This window comes from Bradyrhizobium sp. B117 (genome assembly GCF_038969555.1).
GTDB lineage: Bacteria > Pseudomonadota > Alphaproteobacteria > Rhizobiales > Xanthobacteraceae > Bradyrhizobium.
Genome location: NZ_CP152414.1, coordinates 9370829 through 9388033, shown reverse-complemented (window position 1 = coordinate 9388033; position 17205 = coordinate 9370829). Strand labels below are relative to the sequence as shown.

General features: G+C 65.4%; 15 protein-coding genes. 8 read left to right on the top strand and 7 right to left on the bottom strand.

Annotation, left to right across the window (positions count from 1 at the left end):
* Positions 1-179 precede the first annotated feature (179 nt).
* A complete protein-coding gene (locus tag AAFG16_RS44595; RefSeq protein ID WP_342735479.1) occupies positions 180-3575 on the bottom strand; it encodes a hypothetical protein in 3396 nt (1131 codons plus the stop codon).
* A 441-nt stretch (positions 3576-4016) separates the two neighbouring features.
* Here AAFG16_RS44595 and AAFG16_RS44590 point away from each other — a divergent pair, with 441 nt between their 5' ends.
* Positions 4017-4775 (top strand): outer membrane protein, encoded by a 759-nt coding sequence (locus tag AAFG16_RS44590; RefSeq protein ID WP_342735477.1) that lies wholly within the window; start codon positions 4017-4019, stop codon positions 4773-4775.
* A gap of 11 nt (positions 4776-4786) precedes the next feature.
* On the opposite strand, the gene AAFG16_RS44585 is transcribed toward AAFG16_RS44590, so the two are convergent.
* A complete protein-coding gene (locus AAFG16_RS44585) occupies positions 4787-5377 on the bottom strand; it encodes a PadR family transcriptional regulator (protein WP_342735475.1) in 591 nt (196 codons plus the stop codon).
* 204 nt (positions 5378-5581) lie between these two features.
* Between AAFG16_RS44585 and AAFG16_RS44580 the strand changes: the two genes are divergently transcribed.
* From AAFG16_RS44580 to AAFG16_RS44565, 4 genes are all read left to right on the top strand, one after another.
* Positions 5582-5965 (top strand): nuclear transport factor 2 family protein, encoded by a 384-nt coding sequence (locus AAFG16_RS44580; protein WP_342735473.1) that lies wholly within the window; start codon positions 5582-5584, stop codon positions 5963-5965.
* A gap of 39 nt (positions 5966-6004) precedes the next feature.
* Entirely contained in the window at positions 6005-7795 is a 1791-nt protein-coding gene (locus AAFG16_RS44575) for an acyl-CoA dehydrogenase C-terminal domain-containing protein (RefSeq protein WP_342735471.1), read from the top strand.
* 69 nt (positions 7796-7864) lie between these two features.
* Positions 7865-9073, top strand: a complete 1209-nt coding sequence (locus tag AAFG16_RS44570; protein ID WP_342735469.1) for an acetyl-CoA C-acetyltransferase — start codon at positions 7865-7867, stop codon at positions 9071-9073.
* Positions 9074-9228: 155 nt separating this feature from the next.
* Complete coding sequence (locus AAFG16_RS44565) at positions 9229-11442, top strand: FAD-dependent oxidoreductase (protein ID WP_342735467.1); 2214 nt, start codon at positions 9229-9231, stop codon at positions 11440-11442.
* A gap of 52 nt (positions 11443-11494) precedes the next feature.
* On the opposite strand, the gene AAFG16_RS44560 is transcribed toward AAFG16_RS44565, so the two are convergent.
* The 3 genes from AAFG16_RS44560 to gstA form a co-directional block, all read right to left on the bottom strand.
* Positions 11495-11839 (bottom strand): hypothetical protein, encoded by a 345-nt coding sequence (locus tag AAFG16_RS44560; RefSeq protein ID WP_342735465.1) that lies wholly within the window; start codon positions 11837-11839, stop codon positions 11495-11497.
* Between the two features lie 377 nt (positions 11840-12216).
* On the bottom strand, positions 12217-12525 hold the full coding sequence (locus AAFG16_RS44555; protein WP_342735463.1) for a hypothetical protein: 309 nt from the start codon (positions 12523-12525) through the stop codon (positions 12217-12219).
* Between the two features lie 226 nt (positions 12526-12751).
* Positions 12752-13366 carry a glutathione transferase GstA gene (gstA, locus tag AAFG16_RS44550; protein ID WP_342735461.1) on the bottom strand — a complete coding sequence of 205 codons (615 nt, stop codon included), beginning with the start codon at positions 13364-13366 and terminating at the stop codon, positions 12752-12754.
* Between the two features lie 126 nt (positions 13367-13492).
* On the opposite strand from gstA, the gene AAFG16_RS44545 reads away from it, so the two are divergent.
* The 3 genes from AAFG16_RS44545 to AAFG16_RS44535 all read left to right on the top strand — a co-directional run bounded on the left by AAFG16_RS44545 (position 13493) and on the right by AAFG16_RS44535 (position 16152).
* Positions 13493-13990 (top strand): MarR family winged helix-turn-helix transcriptional regulator, encoded by a 498-nt coding sequence (locus tag AAFG16_RS44545; protein ID WP_027561950.1) that lies wholly within the window; start codon positions 13493-13495, stop codon positions 13988-13990.
* Between the two features lie 99 nt (positions 13991-14089).
* A complete protein-coding gene (locus AAFG16_RS44540) occupies positions 14090-15460 on the top strand; it encodes a glutamate--cysteine ligase (protein ID WP_283082490.1) in 1371 nt (456 codons plus the stop codon).
* A gap of 113 nt (positions 15461-15573) precedes the next feature.
* The gene (locus AAFG16_RS44535; RefSeq protein ID WP_283082489.1) at positions 15574-16152 is read left to right on the top strand and encodes a PAN domain-containing protein; all 579 of its coding nucleotides are present in this window, start codon (positions 15574-15576) and stop codon (positions 16150-16152) included.
* 124 nt (positions 16153-16276) lie between these two features.
* On the opposite strand, the gene AAFG16_RS44530 is transcribed toward AAFG16_RS44535, so the two are convergent.
* Together AAFG16_RS44530 and AAFG16_RS44525 are read right to left on the bottom strand one after the other, a co-directional pair.
* A complete protein-coding gene (locus AAFG16_RS44530) occupies positions 16277-16843 on the bottom strand; it encodes a nucleotidyltransferase family protein (protein WP_342735457.1) in 567 nt (188 codons plus the stop codon).
* Positions 16844-16855: 12 nt separating this feature from the next.
* Entirely contained in the window at positions 16856-17197 is a 342-nt protein-coding gene (locus AAFG16_RS44525; RefSeq protein ID WP_283082488.1) for an MmcQ/YjbR family DNA-binding protein, read from the bottom strand.
* Positions 17198-17205: the final 8 nt, after the last annotated feature.

Here is a 17205-nt window from a genome sequence, read left to right as displayed (position 1 = left end):
GCGACAACGGAGGTGCGCTCCCTCCCCGCTTGCGGGGGAGGGTGGGGGAGAGGGTGTCTCCGCAGTGAGACTCCCCCAGAGGAGAAAGCCCTCACCCGCGCCTCCGGCGCGACCTCTCCCGCAAGCGGGAGAGGTGCACCGAGCACGCGGCTCGATTGTCGAGTTAAAACGATGCGCCTCTAATGCGCCGCAGAGGCCGAACGCTTCGTCGCAACCTGCTTCGGCGCGGGCTTGGCGCTGGCCTGCGGCGCGCTGTCCCAGCCACCGTTCGGGGCCGGAACGTTGACGGCGTCGTCGGGCTGCGGCTCGGCGCTAAAAGTCTGGATCGCGAGCTTGGCGGCGGCGAGCGATTGCGGGTCGAGGCGCTTGGCCACATCGTCGCGCTTGCCGGCGGCATCCGCGTCGCCCTGGGCGGCTGCGAGGCTGAACCATTTGTAGGACTCGGCGAGGTTCTGCTCGACGCCGATGCCGCGGGCATAGAGGATGCCGAGATTGAACTGGCTATCGGCAACGCCGCGATCGGCCGCTTTCCGGAACCACTGCGCCGCGCTCTTGTAATTGGCGCCGCGTCCGCCGCCGTCGGCATCGAGCACCGCGAGATTGTGCATGGCCTTGGCGTTGCCGCGCTCGGCGGCCTGCGTGTAGTAGCGGCGGGCGATGTCGGCGTCCTTCTTCACGCCGAGGCCCTTCTCATAGAGCGTGCCGAGGCGGAAGGTCGCGGGCACCACGCCGGCCTGCGCCGCGCGGTCGTACCATTTGGCGGCTTCGTCGTAATTCGTGGCGACGCCCTTGCCTTCCGCAAAGCGCAGGCCGATCTCGTAGGCCGCGGTCGCATCGCCCTTCATCGCGGCGGTGCGCAAGCCCGGACCGCCGATACCGTCAGGCAGCCTTTCGCTCGGCGGCACCTGGATGGTTCCGAGCTTCGCGCGGCTCGTGCCGGACAGTGCGCCGGTCACATCGCTCGACGCCGCCGGCGGAGGCGGCACTGCGGGCGCAGGCGGGATTTCGACCGAAGCCGTGCCGCCGGAATTATTCATGGGCGCAGGCGCGGCATTGTTTTGCGACTGCCGGCCGATCGGCGTCGGCGAGGTCATCGAAGGCGTGATCTGCTCGGGCGCGGCAGGCTTGGTCTCGACCGGCGGCGGTGCCGGCTGCGGCGCGGGTGCGGGCGACGAATTCTCCATCGCCTGCGGCGCCGGCGCCGGGCCGCTGCCCTCGAGCAAGTTCATCGCCATCTTGAAGGTGCCGAGCACGATCACGACCACGCTCGCGCCGACCAGCAGTGAGCGAATCTTCGAGGTGATGGTCGAGCCGCCTTCCTGGCCCTTGTCCTTGGCGCGGGCTGCGGCCTTGGCGGCGCGTCCGGGCTTCTCGGGCGGCTGCGCCGCTGCGGCCTGGGCTGCGCGGCGTGCGGCTGCAATGAAGCTCGACGACGACACCGGCTCCTTCGGCGCGGCGGGAATTTCGCTGATCGCGCTCTCGGAGGCGGCGATGCGCTCCGAGGGCGTGGCGGCACGACCACCCGGCCGCGTGCCCGGCTCGAGCGGATGATCCGGCGGCAATTCCGGTGCAATCGCGGCGCGCGCGGGCGCCGTGTGCGGCTCCAGGATCTCGCTGATCGCGCGCGGCGGAACGGGTGGGGCAGCCGGCACCGGCGGCGGCGCGGCGGGGGCAGCGGCGTGGAATTCGCGCGGCGCGGCGACGAAGGCGGAGTGCGGCGGGTGCTGCGCGGCGGCCGGATTCGGCAGCTCGGGCTTCGGATCGTATTTCGGCTGCTGCTGCACTTGCGGCCACGGCTCGCGCGCCATCGGCGCGGGCTCCATGGGCGCGGCCATCGGCATCGCCATGGGCATCGGCTGCGGCGCGGGCGCCGAGCGCACCGCGCGCAGATCGCCCTCGATCATAGAGAGGCGATCGACGACGTGGCCGAGCGCGCTGTGGACGGCTTCGAGCGAGTCCTGCGTGCTGCGGTTGGTCTCGGCCTGGCTGAAGCGGATGTCGGAGAGCTCGCGCTTGACGAGATCGACCACCCCGGAATCGGCAGGGGCCGCGTTGCGGCTCTCGGCGAGTGCGGAATAGGTCGCCTGCTGCCGCTCGAGGTGCCTGAGGATGTCGTGCAGCCCGTCCTCGACGCGGCTTAGATTGCCGTTGCGCGGATCGGCGGTGGCCTCGATCCGCTCGAGGAGATACGAGACCCGCTGTTCGAGATGCGCGAAGGTCGAGGCGGAATCATTGCCGACCTGCATGCGGTCGAAGCGGTCCGACAGCGCGCGGATCGCGGCTTCCAGATGCTCGGTGCTCTCGGACGGCTGTGGCCGCTCGCGCGTTTCCAGCGCGGCGGTGAGGGCGGCAATGCGCTGCTCGAGCACCGCGAAGCTGTCGCTGTGGCCGGACGAGCGGGTGATCTGGTCGACCTTGGACGAGAGCAGGTGCACGTCTTCGGAAAGCCGTGCCAGCGCCTCGTTGGAGGCGACGTTGGAGACGATGGCGCGCAGCGCCGAGATGGCCTCCTCGAGCTGGCGCACCGTCGAGGGATCGTCATTGGCGCGCAGGATCAGATCGAGCTTGGCGCCGAGATTGCGGATCGCCTCGTCATAGCCGGTGAGCTGCTCGGCTGGCGTCAGCGTGCGCAGCACCTGCTTGATGTCGGACAGCGCGCGCTCGATGCCCGACAGCACCTGGCCGTCGGTGCCGTTGGAGCGGGTCTCGTCGATGCGACGGTGCAGCGAGCGGATCTCGTTCTCGATCGATTCGATCGCGCGGCGCGGCATCGCCTCGGTGATGGCCTGACGGATCTCGGCCAGCTCGCCGCGGAAGGCGGAGATGGCCTGCTCGGTATTGTCAGGGCGTTGCAGCGATTCGATCTGGCTCGTGATTTTCAGCAGATGGCGCTCGAGCGCCGAGAAATCCGGCCCCGGCTGCTGCGGCGGCGGAGCATAGGCGGGCGCGGGCGGCGCGTAATGTGCTGCGGGTGCAATCGAGGGCGCGGCGCGCGGCGGCATCTGCCTCGGCGTAAAGCCGTCGAGCTCGCTCTGGCGCGCGGTGATCTCGGCGACCGCGACGTCGAACGAGGCGGGGCTCAGGGGTGGTGAGTTGCGATAGACCTGGGCGGCCGCGCGCTCGACTGCATCGGCCTGGCGCTGGCGCGTCTCGACCGGTGACGGCGCGGGCCGCGGCGCCTGCGCTTGAGGCTGTGGTCGGGAAATTTGCGACAGCCGCGCATCGAGCCGCGAGATCGCGTCGTTGAGCTGCCGCGCGACGCCCTGCTCGCGCGAGACGTCTCTTTCACGAGAAGAGTCTTGGCGCGGCGCCGGTTTCGAGATCCGTTCGATCTGCTGGGTGATCGCATCGAGCCGCTGGTGAATGTCCGCGACTTCGCGGCTCTCCTGGCTTGGGATCTGTTGCTGTTGCTGGCGCTGATCGTAAGGCGCGCGAAAGCTCGGCGGGGCAGTCTCGCCGAGCGTGGAGTTCAGCCAATCGTTGAGTGACATGCCGGCGCGCCGCGCAGCAGCTTCGGCCCGCTCCCTGACGGATGGATCGATGCCGTCAACACTCCACGATACGCGCGAATTCATGACTCTGTCCGGTTCCGACTTCAGCGCCCCACCCCGGCGCCTCCAGCCTTCCCTCGCGTGCCGGTTGCAAAGACAATCGGATTTGGCGCGGGTCGTCTGCCTCGAAAACCGACTTTTTCCTGTTACGGTAAATAACGGGTTAAGGAATGCGGCGCCGGTGTCTTAAAGTTGGGCGGCGGGAGCAGGGGGCCGAGTCCTGCGGCCGCCGCAAGTCGTTCCATAACCGGTGTCATGCTCCGCGAAGGCGGGGCATCCAGTACTCCGAGGCAGTGCGGCCGTAAACGAGACGCCGCGGCGTACTGGATCGCCCGCTTTCGCGGGCGATGACGGTCGAGCGCGCGGCGCATATTCCCGAAAAAATTTCGCCGCCGGCATGGCCGGCCCGTCTCAGGGATAGAGAGCGCCGCGTTCTGCGCTCCGCCTGAGCGGATTGTTGCCGACATGAAATGGTTGCTCGTGGCCGCGATGGCGGCCGGACTGGTATCGCCCTCTTTTGCCGCCGATGCCCCGGCGGCAAAGCCCGCGGTCAAGGCGCCCGCGCCTGCGCCGTTCAACTGGACCGGCTGCTATGTCGGCGTTCAGGGGGGCGGCTCCTGGGGCAAGAGCGAGCACGTCGCGCGCGCCGGCGATGCCGTCGGTCCCACGCTCACAGGCACCTTCAATCTCACCGGCGGGGTCGCGGGCGGGGCTTTCGGCTGCGATTTCCAGATCGAGAAGACGGTGCTCGGATTCGAGAACGACGCCTCATGGACCAACACGCACGGCTCCGCGCAGGACCTGCCGCCCTTCAATCGCGCAGCCTTGAGCAGCACGCGGGAGCGCTGGATCGACATGTTTCGCGGCCGCATCGGCTATGCGATCGATCAGTTCCTGATCTATGGCACAGCCGGCATCGCCTTCGCCGGCACGGAGGTCACCGTGTCGAATCCGGCGGGGCAGGTCACGGACTCCAAGACCCGCACCGGCCTCGCGGCCGGTCTCGGCGGCGAATGGGCGGCGTGGACCGATAGCTGGGGCGCGGTGAGCTTCAAGTTCGAATACGTTCACGCCGATTTCGGCAGCAAGCGATATGTCGACCCGGCCGTCCCGACTGGTGCACTCACCGTCAGCACCCGCGATGTCCGGTTGACCGACGACATCGTCCGCGCCGGCGTGAACGTCCGCTTCAACTGGGATAGGCCCGTCGTCACCAAGTTCTAGCCGCGCACTCGCTAGCCCTTGCCCTCGCGCTTGCCGTCCTCCAGCGACACCACCGTGCCCTTGCTGCTCATCGCCGACAGCGCCTCCAGCGCCTCCTCGCAGAAATCGGCCACCATCTGCTCGTGGCGGGCGCCGAGGCGGAGCAGCAGCAGATTTCCGAGGTCGAGCACACCCTCCGCCGTGCCGTCCGGAAAGCGCTTCTTGAGGATGCGCTCGTAATTGGCATGACGGTCGCGGTGGTGCTCCAGCCGGTCCATCAGATCGGTGCGCATGGGCTCGATGTCGATGCTGTCGAGCGCATGCAGCCGCACCAGGAGGTCGTCCTTGATCGAGGGTGGTGTGCTCGGCCGCGCGGCCCAGTGCCGCAGCGCTGTTCGGCCCTCCGGAGTGAGCGTATAGATGAGCTTGTTGGGTTTGCCGGACTGCACGACCTCGCGGCCCTGGATGTAGCCGCGGTCGCGCAGCTTGGAGAGTTCGCGGTAGATTTGCTGGTGGTCGGCCTTCCAGAAGAAGCCGATCGAGGAATCGAACGTCTTGGCGAGCTCGTAGCCCGTCATCGGACGTTCCGTCAGGCATGCGAGGATTGCGTCGCCCAGCGCCATGGCATCAGCTCCTTCTTGCGGTCCCGACCAATTGACTTGACTTTATGCGCATTGGTGCATATGCGTCAATGTGCATATGAGGTAATCCAGGGCCGGGCTCAAGACCTGACCGGATAACCCAACGGAATCAACCTCCTTGCTACTGTGCATGGGGTTGTTTTCGAGTTTTTTGCCAAGGCTTTTATCTAGGGAGGCATCCTGACCATGACCGACCTCGATTCCTGGTACGCCTTCATGAAGTCCCATGACCGCACCGCGCTCTGGGACCTGCTGCATCCGGACGCCGTGTTCGAAAGCCCCGTCGTGCATTCGCCCCAGCGCGGCCGCGACATCACCTTCAAATATCTCGCAAGCGCCGAGAAGGTGCTCGGCGGTCCCGGCTTCACCTATGTCGGCGAGTGGAAGAGCGAGAGCGGCGCCGTGCTCGAATTCAAGACCATCATCGACGGCATCGAGATCAACGGTGTCGACATCATCACCTTCGACGCCGAGGGGCGCATCACCCATTTCAAGGTGATGGTGCGTCCACTCAAGGCGATCAACATGCTGCACCGCCTGATGGCGGAGCAGCTTGCCGCCCAATCCTAGAGAACTCCACCACTTCAAGCCCCATGCCGGGAGAACGCAATGCCGATCTATAAAGCCCCCGTCGAAGACGTGAACTTCCTGCTCAACGACGTCTTCCAGATCGACCGCTACGACAATCTCGCCGGCTTCTCCGATGCATCGAGCGACGTGCGCGAGGCGATCCTGGGCGAGGCCGCCAAGCTCGCCGAAGAGGTGCTGCAGCCGCTCAACCGCGTCGGCGACCTCGAAGGCTGCAAGCGCATTGAGGACGGCAGCGTCACCACGCCGAAGGGTTTCAAGGACGCCTTCAAGCAGGTCGCCGAAGGCGGCTGGCTTGGTCTCTCCGCGCCGACCGAGTTCGGCGGCCAGGGCCTGCCGGTGACGCTCTCGCAAGCCGTCAACGAATTCCAGATCTCCGCCAACATGGCGTTCTCGATGTATGGCGGCCTCACCATGGGCGCGACCGCAGCGCTCCTGGTGCATGGAACGCCCGAGCAGAAGCAGACCTACGTGCCGAAGATGGTGGCGGGCGAATGGACCGGCACCATGAACCTGACCGAGCCCCATTGCGGCACCGATCTCGGCATGCTGCGCACCAAGGCCGTGCGCCAGGCCGACGGCAGCTTCAAGATCACGGGCACCAAGATCTTCATCTCGGCCGGCGAGCATGACCTCGCCGACAACATCATCCACCTCGTGCTGGCCCGCATCGAAGGCGCGCCCGCCGGCATCAAGGGCGTGTCGCTGTTCGTGGTGCCCAAGTTCCTAGTGAATCCGGATGGCTCAGTCGGTGCCCGCAACGGCGTCGTCTGCGGCTCGATCGAGCACAAGATGGGCATTCACGGCAACTCGACCTGCGTGATGAACTACGACAACGCCACCGGCTGGCTGATCGGCGAAGAGAACAAGGGCATGCAGGGCATGTTCGTGATGATGAACGAGGCTCGCCTCGGCGTCGCCGTTCAGGGCCTTGCGCAGTCCGAGGTGGCCTATCAGAACGCGGTTGCCTATGCGCGCGAGCGTATCCAAGGCCGCGCGCTCACCGGCGTGAAGGCGCCGGACAAGCCGGCCGACCCGATCATCGTGCATCCCGACGTGCGCCGCACGCTACTCTCGATCCGCGCCTTCAACGAAGCCGCGCGCGCCTTCGTGATGTGGACCGCGCTGAAGAGCGACGTCGCTCACCGCTCCGAAGACCCGAAGGACCGCCAGGCCGCCGACGACCACATGGGCCTGATGACCCCGGTGCTGAAGGGCTTCCTCACCGACTACGGCTTTGCCAACGCGGTGCAGGCGCAGCAGATGTATGGCGGTCACGGCTACATCGCCGAGCAGGGCATGGAGCAGTTCGTGCGCGATGCGCGTATCGCGATGATCTATGAAGGCGCCAACGGCATCCAGGCGCTCGACCTCGTCGGCCGCAAGCTGCCGCGCGACGGCGGCCGTGCCATCATGGCGTTCTTCGGCGAGGTCATGGCCTTCGCCAAGGAGAACGGCGGCGACGAGGCGATGAAGCCGTTCATCACTCCGCTCTCGGCCTCGCTCGGTCATCTCCAGCAGGCCACCACCTGGCTGATGCAGAATGCGATGATGAAGCCGGACAATGCCGGTGCGGCCGCGACCGACTATTTGCATCTCTTCGGCTTCGTCGCGCTCGGCTACATGTGGGCGAAGATGGCCAAGGTCACCCAGGCCAAGATTGCCGAGCAGGGCGCCACGCCCTATCTCTCGACCAAGCTCGTCACCGGCCGCTTCTTCATGGAGCGGATGCTGCCGGAGACTGCGGCCAATCTTGCGCGCATCCAGGCCGGCTGCGCCACCATCATGGAACTGCCGGCGGAAGCGTTCTGAGGCTTCTCGCTTCACCAATGATCCGATCGCGCCGCGGTCGTAACCAATAACTGCAATCAGGAGGCTCCCATGGCAGATGCCTATATCTACGATCACGTCCGCACCCCCCGCGGCCGCGGCAAGGCCGACGGCGCGCTGCACGAAGTGACCGCGCTTGCGCTCGCCACGGTGCCGCTGAAGGCGCTGAAGGACCGCAACAACCTGCCGGAAGATTCCGTCGACGACGTCGTGCTCGGCGTGGTCGATCCGGTCGGCGAAGCCGGCTCCGACATCGCGCGCTTTGCGGCGCTCAAGGCCGGGCTCGGCGAAGCCGTGCCGGGCGTGCAGATCAGCCGCTTCTGTGCCTCCGGCCTCGACGCCGTGAATTTTGCCGCAGCCCAGGTGATGAGCGGTCAGCATGAGCTGGTGATCGGCGGCGGCGCCGAATCCATGAGCCGCGTCGGCATCGGCGCCTCCGGCGGCGCCTGGCCGATGGATCCGTCGATGGCGGTGCCGGCCTATTTCATGCCGCAGGGCGTATCGGCCGACCTGATCGCCACCAAGTACGGCTTCTCCCGTGACGACGTCGATGCCTACGCGGTGCAGAGCCAGCAGCGCGCCGGCAAGGCCTGGGACGAGGGCCGTTTCAACAAGTCGGTGGTGCCGGTGAAGGACATCAACGGCCTCACTATCCTCGCCAAGGACGAGCATATGCGTCCCTCGACGACGATGCAGTCGCTGGCACAGCTGCAGCCGTCGTTCACGATGATGGCGCAGATGGGCGGCTTCGACGGCGTCGCCGTGCAGTCGCATCCCGAGATCGAGCGCGTCAATTACGTGCACCACGCCGGCAACTCCTCCGGCATCGTCGACGGCGCCGGCGCCGTGCTGCTCGGCAGCAAGGAGGCGGGTGCCAAGTATGGCCTGAAGCCGCGCGCAAAGATCCGCGCCTTCGCCAACATCGGCTCGGAGCCGGCGATGATGCTGACCGGCCCGGTCGACGTCACCGAAAAACTGTTCGCGCGCTCGGGCATGAAGAAGTCGGACATCGACCTGTTCGAACTCAACGAGGCCTTCGCCTCGGTGGTGCTGCGCTATATCCAGGCCTTCGACATCGACAATGCCAAGATCAACGTCAATGGCGGCGCGATCGCGCTCGGCCATCCGCTCGGCGCCACCGGCGCGATGATTTTGGGCACCGTGCTCGACGAGCTCGAGCGCACCAACAAGTCCACCGCCCTCGTGACGCTGTGCATCGGCGGCGGCATGGGTACCGCCACCATCATCGAGCGCGTTTAACGAGCTGCCGTAGGGTGGGCAAAGCGAAGCGTGCCCACCGCTGATATCTCCGCGAAACATGGTGGGCACGGCGCAAGGGCGCCTTTGCCCACCCTACGAGATCCAGAGTCAACCGCCGCGCCTGACATCGGCTGCGGCACCGAGGAGCAACCAACATGGCTTACAAGAACTTTAGGGTTGAGACCGATTCCGACGGCATCGCGCTCGTCACCTGGGACATCCCGGGCCGTTCGATGAACGTGCTCGACGAGACCTCGACCAGCGAGCTCGACGCGATCGTCAAGCAAACCACGGCCGACGCCGCAGTGAAGGGCGTCGTCATCACCTCCGCCAAGGAAGCGTTCTGCGCCGGCGCTGACCTCTCCATGCTCGAAGGCATGAACCAGGCCTATGCCAAGGTTCTGAAGGAGCAGGGCGAGAACGCCGCGAACCAGATGCTGTTCGATCAGAGCCGCCGCTTCTCGCAGGTGCTGCGCTCGATCGAGACATCAGGCAAGCCGTGGGCGGCTGCAATCAACGGCCTCGCGCTCGGCGGCGGCTTCGAGATCACGCTGTGCTGTCACTATCGCGTGGCCGCGGAGAATCCCAAGACCCGCCTCGGCCTGCCCGAGGTCAAGGTCGGTCTGTTCCCCGGCGCCGGCGGCACGCAGCGCGTGCCGCGTCTGGTGCCGCCGCAGGACGCGATGACCATCCTGCTCAAGGGCGATCCGGTCACCGTCGAGAAAGCCAAGGCGCTGAACCTGATCCACGCCATCGTTCCGGCTGCCGACCTCGTCAAGGCCGCGAAGGACTGGATCAAGGGCGGTGGCAAGGCTGTCGCGCCGTGGGACGAGAAGGGCTTCAAGCTGCCCGGCGGACCGGTGTTCTCCAAGGCCGGCATGATGATGTTCCCGGCCGGCAACGCGATCTACCGCCGCGAGACCTACGACAACTATCCGGCCGCGCGCGCGATCATGAGCTGCGTCTATGAAGGCCTCCAGCTGCCGATCGACGCCGCGCTCCGCGTCGAGTCGCGCTACTTCACATCGGTGCTGCGTTCGAAGGAAGCGGCGGCGATGATCCGCAGCCTGTTCCTGTCGATGCAGGAGCTGAACAAGGGCGCGCGCCGTCCGAAGGACGTGCCCGCGACCAAGGTGAAGAAGATCGCCGTGATCGGCGCCGGCTTCATGGGCGCGAGCGTTGGCTATGTCTCGGCCCGCGCCGGCCTTGACGTCGTGCTGATCGATCGCGATCAGGAGAGCGCCGACAAGGGCAAGGCGCACGCGCAGAAGGTGATCGAGGACCAGATCAAGAAGGGCCGCGCCAAGCCGGGCGATGCCGAAGCGCTGCTCGCGCGTATCACGCCGACGGCTGACTACGCCGCGCTGAAGGATGTCGACCTCGTCATCGAGGCCGTGTTCGAGGACCGCAAGGTCAAGGCCGAGACCTTCGCCAAGGCGCAGGAATATCTCAAGCCGGACGTGATCTTCGCCTCGAACACCTCGACCCTGCCGATCACCTCGCTGGCCGAGAGCTTCAAGGACCGGGGCAAGTTCGTCGGCATCCACTTCTTCTCGCCGGTCGAGAAGATGATGCTGGTCGAGATCATCCTCGGCAAGAACACCGGCGATGTCGCGCTCGCGACCGCGCTCGACTACGTCCGGCAGATCGGCAAGACGCCGATCGTCGTCAATGACAGCCGCGGCTTCTTCGCCAATCGTTGCGTCGGCCGCTACGTCGCCGAAGGCAACGAGATGTTCCTCGAAGGCGTGCCGCCGGCGATGATCGAGAACTGCGCCAAGATGGCCGGCATGCCGGTCGGCCCGCTCTCGCTCTCGGATGAAGTCGCGCTCGACCTCGGCCTCAAGATCATGAAGGCCACCGAAGCCGACCTCGGCCCCAACGCCATCAACCCCGATCAGAAGAAGCTGATGGTGGAGATGGTCGAGAACCAGGGCCGCCTCGGCCGCAAGAACAGCAAGGGTTTTTACGATTATCCCGAGAAGGGCAAGGGTCAGAAGAGCCTGTGGCCGGGCCTCTCGGCGCTGCAGCCGAAGCAGCTCGACCCCGATACGCTCGACGTCGAGGAGCTGAAGCAGCGCTTCCTGGTGGTGCAGGCGGTGGAAGCCGCGCGCACGGTCGAGGATCACGTCATCACCGATCCGCGTGAGGCGGATGTCGGCTCGATCCTCGGTTTCGGCTTCGCGCCGTTCACCGGCGGCACGCTGTCCTACATCGACTTCATGGGCACGAAGAAGTTCGTCGAACTCTGCCACAAGCTCGAGGCGAAGTACGGCTCGCGCTTCACCCCGCCGAAGCTGCTCGAGGACATGGCGGCGAAGGGCGAGACCTTCTACGGCCGTTTCGCGCCGAAGAAGACGGCGGCCTGACGGCACCCGACGACGCAGAAACAACAAAGGCCGGATCCTCGATCCGGCCTTTTTATTTTCCGTCGCCGAATGGCGAGAACGCGCGGCCCGAGACCGCATCGTCGGCGAGACTGGCTTTCCAGCGACCTTCGTCGCCGCGGCCAATACGCACCTCGAAGCGCCAGCCATTCTGGTTGGTGAAGGCGATGTCCACTCCGCCCTTTTTTTTGGCGTAGCTGCACGGATATTCGGTCGGCCGGTCGGGAAAGACGATCTTTCCTTCCTTGCTCTCGAACACGGACGAGGTGATCTGCGGATGGATCATGAAGAAACAGTTGTGCTCCGGCGCGACCGGCGTCGACAAGCCGAGCATCGCAAGCGGCGCGCCAGCGGCGGTCATCAGGACGATCATGTTCATGGGGCATTGTCTCGTGGAGATGCTCCTTAGACGACGTTGCCCGCCAGATGGTTCACAATGAAAAAGACCGGATCACCAATCCCGCCACGTCTTGCTTGGGGCTTGTCACTTCGGTTCGTGTGTTTCCGTGCCACACTAGGGCCGCTCCAAATCCCCGCAACGGTCACGCCCGCTCCGCATTGGCACCGCTCTTGCTAACGAATCCACACCGCGACGATTAGCAGTGAAGGTGTCCCGCAATGAGCCCCATGGTGTTTCAAGATAGCGCAGCCGGCGTTGCGGTCAGATACGCTCCGCTGTTGCTGCTGGGTCGGCCGTGGTCGCGCCGCAAGATGCTCCGGCGGCGCAGGAAAGTTCCCTCGTGGCTGGGCCTGGCCCTACTCGTTCTGGTCGCCGATGTGGCGATGGCTATACTTGCCTGGTTCGCCGTTAGCGTCGTCCTGCATTGAGAGTTCCCCTCTGTGCAGGTGGAACGCCCCTGCCAGATAGGCGAGCTGGCCGACCAGCAGGCAGCTGACGACGATCGGAATGCCCGTCCAGAATCCGAAGTTCGAGCTCTGCAGAACGATCGCTGCAAGAATTGCGATGGCCGGCGAGACGAGCACCAGCGCCCAGACCCGGAAGAACAGCCCGGTCGCCAGTCCGGTGATTCCGCTCGCGAGCAATAGACAAAATACGATCGTCACGACAGCTTCCCAGTTCAGCGGTCCGCATTGCGTCCCGAGCTGAGGTTGAGCCAACTGCATTGCTCTCACAAGGATGGTGACGTTCGTGGAGCAAACAAGGCGGAGTTATTGTTAACCCCGACAATCCTCGTAAAAATTGAAGATGCGGCGTCACGAACCGCCGGGTTCCATAAGCGAAGAGCCGGATCATCGTCCGGCTCTTCGTCGTTGCAGTCGTGATCTGTCCTTACTTCGCCTGGGCCAGCCCTTCCTTGGTCAGCGCTTCCTGCACCTTCGGCCGCGCCGCGACGCGGGCCTTGTAGGCCGCAAGATTCGGCATCGCCGAGAGATCGAACTTCATCCGGTCGCCCCAGGTCAGCATCGTGAAGAGATAGCCGTCGGCGACCGTGAACTGCTGGCCCATGAGGTAGTCGCGGCCTCCGAGCTGGCTGTCGATGTATTTCAGCTTGCCCATGACGCGATCCTTGAAGAAGGCCTTGGCCTCGTCGTTCAGCGCCGGCGCGAACAGCGGACCGAAGCTCTTGTGGACCTCCGAGGTGAGGAAATTCAGCCACTCGAGCAGCTTGTAGCGCTCGGAACTGCCATGGGCCGGCGCCAGCGCCTTGGCCGAGGCCTGATCGGCGATCATCTGGACAATCACCGGGCCTTCGGTCACGATCTCACCGCTGTCGAGGCCTAGTGCGGGAACCTGACCCTTGGGGTTCAGCTTCAGATAATCCTCACCGTTTTCGAGCTTCTTGGCCCGGATATCGACCTTGACCAGCTCGTAAGGCAGGCCGGCTTCCAGGAGCGCGATGTGGGGGGACAGGGAGCAGGCGCCGGGCGAATAGTACAGTTTCATGGAATTTCCTCCTCTTGCCGCTTGGCTTGGGCGAAAGAACGACTACATGCGTCTGCATGGAATAGTCAAGATTGATGCAGCTGCATCGAATGGGGTAAGACACGGACGACGAGCTTGAGCGGGACCATGAAACGCAAACCATCGACCGAGGCAACCTCCGCCTGGATCCGCCTGATGCGGGTGCAGAGCCGCGTGCTCGATTGCGTCGAGCAGGATCTGAAGAAGGCGGGGTTCCCCCCGCTGGCCTGGTATGATGCGTTGCTCGAGTTGTCGCGCGCGCCGAGCGGAGAGCTGCGGCCGGTCGAGCTCGAGCGGCAGATGCTGATCCCGCAATACTCGACCTCGCGCCTGATCGACCGCCTGGTCGACGAAGGCCTTGCCTCCCGGCGCGAATGCAAGATCGACAAGCGTGGCCAGTTCGTCGAGATCACGGAAGCCGGCCGCGAATTGCAGAAGCGGATGTGGGGTGCCTATTCGGCCGCAATCGAGAAGTATGTCGGCTCGAAATTGTCCGATGCCGATGCCGTCAAGCTCAGCGGTCTGCTCGACCGCCTCGGCTGCTCGTGCGGCGAGATGAAGCTGCCGCCCGTCGCCAACGTCAACGAAACCTCGCCGACGCGATGATCGCGCGGCAAAACCAGCACGTCCGCGCGCCCGGTGGGTTCGCGGACCATCCCGTCACCCGCGCGCATTCGGTCGAAGCGCTTTTGATTAGAGTTTGATATGGCGCGAGACCAGATCGATATGACGCCGCTGCAATCGCGCGATGAGCTCGTCGCGTGGTTCGAGGCCGGCTGCAAGGACCCGTCCGACTTCCGTTTGGGCACCGAGCACGAGAAGACGCCGTTCACGCTCGAGGGCCACCGTCCGGTGCCTTACGAAGGCCCGCGCGGCATCGGCGCGCTGCTCGAGGGCATGAAGCTCCTGCTCGGCTGGGAGCCGATCATGGAGAAGGGCAACATCATTGGCCTCTACGACGTCACCGGCGGCGGCGCGATCTCACTCGAGCCCGGCGGACAGTTCGAGCTTTCGGGCGCGCCGGTCGAGAACGTGCACCAGACCCAGAGCGAGCTGATGGCGCATCTGGCGCAGGTGCGCGAGATCGCGGCTCCGCTCGGCATCGGCTTCCTCGGCCTCGGCATGACGCCGTCCTGGTCGCGCGCCGACATCCCGGTGATGCCCAAGGGCCGCTACAAGATCATGACCAATTACATGCCGAAGGTCGGCCGGTACGGCCTCGACATGATGTACCGGACCTGCACCGTGCAGACCAATCTCGACTTCTCCTCCGAAGCCGACATGGTCAAGAAGCTGCGCGTCTCGCTCGCGCTCCAGCCGGTCGCGACTGCGCTGTTCGCCAATTCGCCGTTCACCGAAGGCAAGCCGAACGGCTTCCTCTCGTTCCGTTCCGAGATCTGGCGCGACACCGACAATGCGCGTGCGGGCATGATGCCGTGGGCGTTCGAGGACGGCATGGGGTTCGAGCGCTATGTCGATTACGCGCTCGACGTCCCCATGTATTTCGTCAAGCGCGGCGAGGAGTATATCGACGTCTCGGGCTCCTCGTTCCGTGCCTTCTTCGACGGCCGCAACAACAACCTCCCCGGCGAGCGTCCGACCTTGTCGGACTGGGCCAACCATCTCTCGACGATCTTCCCCGAGGTGCGCCTGAAGCGTTATCTCGAGATGCGCGGCTCCGACGGCGGTCCGTGGGGCCGGCTGCCGGCGCTGCCCGCGTTCTGGGTAGGACTGCTTTATGACGATGTCTCCCTCGATGCCGCCTGGGACATGGTGAAGCACTGGAGCGCGCATGAACGCCAGGCCCTGCGCGACGACGTGCCGCGCTTCGGCTTCAAGGCGCGGCTCAAGGACCGCTATCTGTTCGAGATCGCCAAGGAGTGCCTCGTTCTGGCACATGCCGGCCTGCGCCGGCGCGGCCGGATCGACCAGCTCGGCCGTGACGAGACCCGGCATCTGGAGCCGCTCGATCGCATCATCGATTCTGGCCGCACGCCGGCCGAGGAGATGCTCGAGAAGTTCAACGGTCCCTGGAACGGCTCGGTGGAACCGGCCTACGCGGAATACGCTTTCTAGACACATAGGCCAACGCCCAGGACTTGAGCCGTTCATCGCCCATACAGGTTTGCGGCGATCAAATGACCGGCTGAAAAAACCTGAGCGTCGTCAATAACTCGAAAGCTGTTCTGATGGGGAAGGGCCGCCCGCCCAGGGCCGTCATGGCGAAGGTCTTGGCAAGCGTCGTGGCCTGCGTCGCGCTGCTTTCGTTCGCATGTGCGAGCTGGCCCGTGCGCGCCCAGACGGCGTTCGATCGGCCCGGTGGCGACTATTTCAGCACGCCGGTCACCTCGGGCGATCCCGAGGATTGCGCGCTGCTCTGCGAGCGCGACCGCCGCTGTCGTTCCTGGAGCTTCAGCTATCCCGATGTCGAAGGCGGCTCGGCCGTGTGCTGGCTCAAGAACGTCGTGCCGCCGCGCGTGCCCGGCAATTGCTGCATCTCCGGCGTGCGCGGTGCCGGCGTGATCGAGCCGCGGGTCGAAGGCGTGGAGACGTCGATCGACCGCCCCGGCGGCGATCTGCGCAATTTCGAGCTCAAGGAGGGCGAAGGCGAGGAGGCCTGCAAGGCGGCCTGCATCGCCGACAACAAATGCCGCGCCTTCACCTATGCCCGCCCCGGCTACACCGGGCGCGAGGCGCGCTGCTTCCTGAAGAAGGAAATCAAGCCGCCGCGCAGGAAGGCGGGATTTACGTCGGGCGTGGTGCGGTAGGCGCAGCTCTTTCCATCGTCATTGCTGTCGTAGGGTGGGCAAAGGCGCAAAGCGCCGTGCCCACGATCTTTCAACTATTACAAGAGGTGGTGGGCACGCTTCGCTTTGCCCACCCTACGGTACCTCACTCCGCCGCGATCACCGTGAGCTCCGGCCATAGCGCTTTCCATCGCCCGGCCTTCACCGCGTAATTCGCCGCCGAAAAATTCGGTCCCGGATTTGGCCGCGCGATCAGCCCTGCGACATCGCCAAAGCCGCGCGGCGCGTAGACCTCGTAGCCATCGCCTGCGCGCCTGACGCCGATTTGCGTGTTCTGCGTGAGGAAGCGGTCGATGCCCTCCGTCGAGCTTCTCAGGGGCGGATAGGGCAGGCCGTGCTTGCCGGGATACCACAGATGCACGCGTGCCTGGTTGCGGATCTCGACCTTGACGCCGAGATGCGCCAGCCGCTCATGCAGCTTGCGGATCACCGCATCCTCCGCCTCCCACGAGGTGTCAGGGTCGAAATAGAACGCGTCGTAGTCGGCGATGCCGTGATCGATGGCGCGGCCGGTGAGCACGTTCCATACGGTCTGCACCAGGCATCCCGAGACCAGCCATGCATCCGGCAGATCCAGCCGCGCGAGTTCGTCGACGATCGCGGCATTGACGGGATTTTTCAGCGCTAATGCGAGGAAACGATCGCGATCCATCGCGGCCATGACCTACAGGCTGGCGTCGAATGCGGTGCGCGCCGCCTTCGACGCCAGCGCGCGCCAGCGCCGCCGCAGGAACGGCTCGACGATCGCGCGCTTCGCCTTCGACAGGCGGATCAGCACGATCGGATAGTCGGCGTAGTGGTCGGTGAAATAGAAGATTCCTGGCTGGCTCTCGACCAGCATGGCGCGTTCGTCGATCGGCACATCCGGCATCACCAGGCTGTCGCGGTCTTCCTTCAGGCGCGCCAGCATCTTCTTGCGCACTTTCAGTGCCGGCGTGCCGTAGGAGGTGCCGTCCTCGACCTCCGGCCACGTCAGCGCGAATTTTCTGACGTCGTCGAAGGTCATGAGGATCA

Bases quoted from the DNA above. Each gene is read 5' to 3' on its own strand.
- AAFG16_RS44585 (WP_342735475.1), bottom strand. From the start codon at position 5,377: ATGGCGCTGGGCGACGCAATCCTCGCATGCCTGACGGAACGTCCGATG.
- AAFG16_RS44535 (WP_283082489.1), top strand. From the start codon at position 15,574: ATGGGGAAGGGCCGCCCGCCCAGGGCCGTCATGGCGAAGGTCTTGGCA.
- AAFG16_RS44595 (WP_342735479.1), bottom strand. From the start codon at position 3,575: ATGAATTCGCGCGTATCGTGGAGTGTTGACGGCATCGATCCATCCGTC.
- AAFG16_RS44580 (WP_342735473.1), top strand. From the start codon at position 5,582: ATGACCGACCTCGATTCCTGGTACGCCTTCATGAAGTCCCATGACCGC.
- gstA (WP_342735461.1), bottom strand. From the start codon at position 13,366: ATGAAACTGTACTATTCGCCCGGCGCCTGCTCCCTGTCCCCCCACATC.
- AAFG16_RS44530 (WP_342735457.1), bottom strand. From the start codon at position 16,843: ATGGATCGCGATCGTTTCCTCGCATTAGCGCTGAAAAATCCCGTCAAT.
- AAFG16_RS44540 (WP_283082490.1), top strand. From the start codon at position 14,090: ATGGCGCGAGACCAGATCGATATGACGCCGCTGCAATCGCGCGATGAG.
- AAFG16_RS44565 (WP_342735467.1), top strand. From the start codon at position 9,229: ATGGCTTACAAGAACTTTAGGGTTGAGACCGATTCCGACGGCATCGCG.
- AAFG16_RS44570 (WP_342735469.1), top strand. From the start codon at position 7,865: ATGGCAGATGCCTATATCTACGATCACGTCCGCACCCCCCGCGGCCGC.
- AAFG16_RS44525 (WP_283082488.1), bottom strand. From the start codon at position 17,197: ATGACCTTCGACGACGTCAGAAAATTCGCGCTGACGTGGCCGGAGGTC.
- AAFG16_RS44575 (WP_342735471.1), top strand. From the start codon at position 6,005: ATGCCGATCTATAAAGCCCCCGTCGAAGACGTGAACTTCCTGCTCAAC.
- AAFG16_RS44560 (WP_342735465.1), bottom strand. From the start codon at position 11,839: ATGAACATGATCGTCCTGATGACCGCCGCTGGCGCGCCGCTTGCGATG.
- AAFG16_RS44545 (WP_027561950.1), top strand. From the start codon at position 13,493: ATGAAACGCAAACCATCGACCGAGGCAACCTCCGCCTGGATCCGCCTG.
- AAFG16_RS44590 (WP_342735477.1), top strand. From the start codon at position 4,017: ATGAAATGGTTGCTCGTGGCCGCGATGGCGGCCGGACTGGTATCGCCC.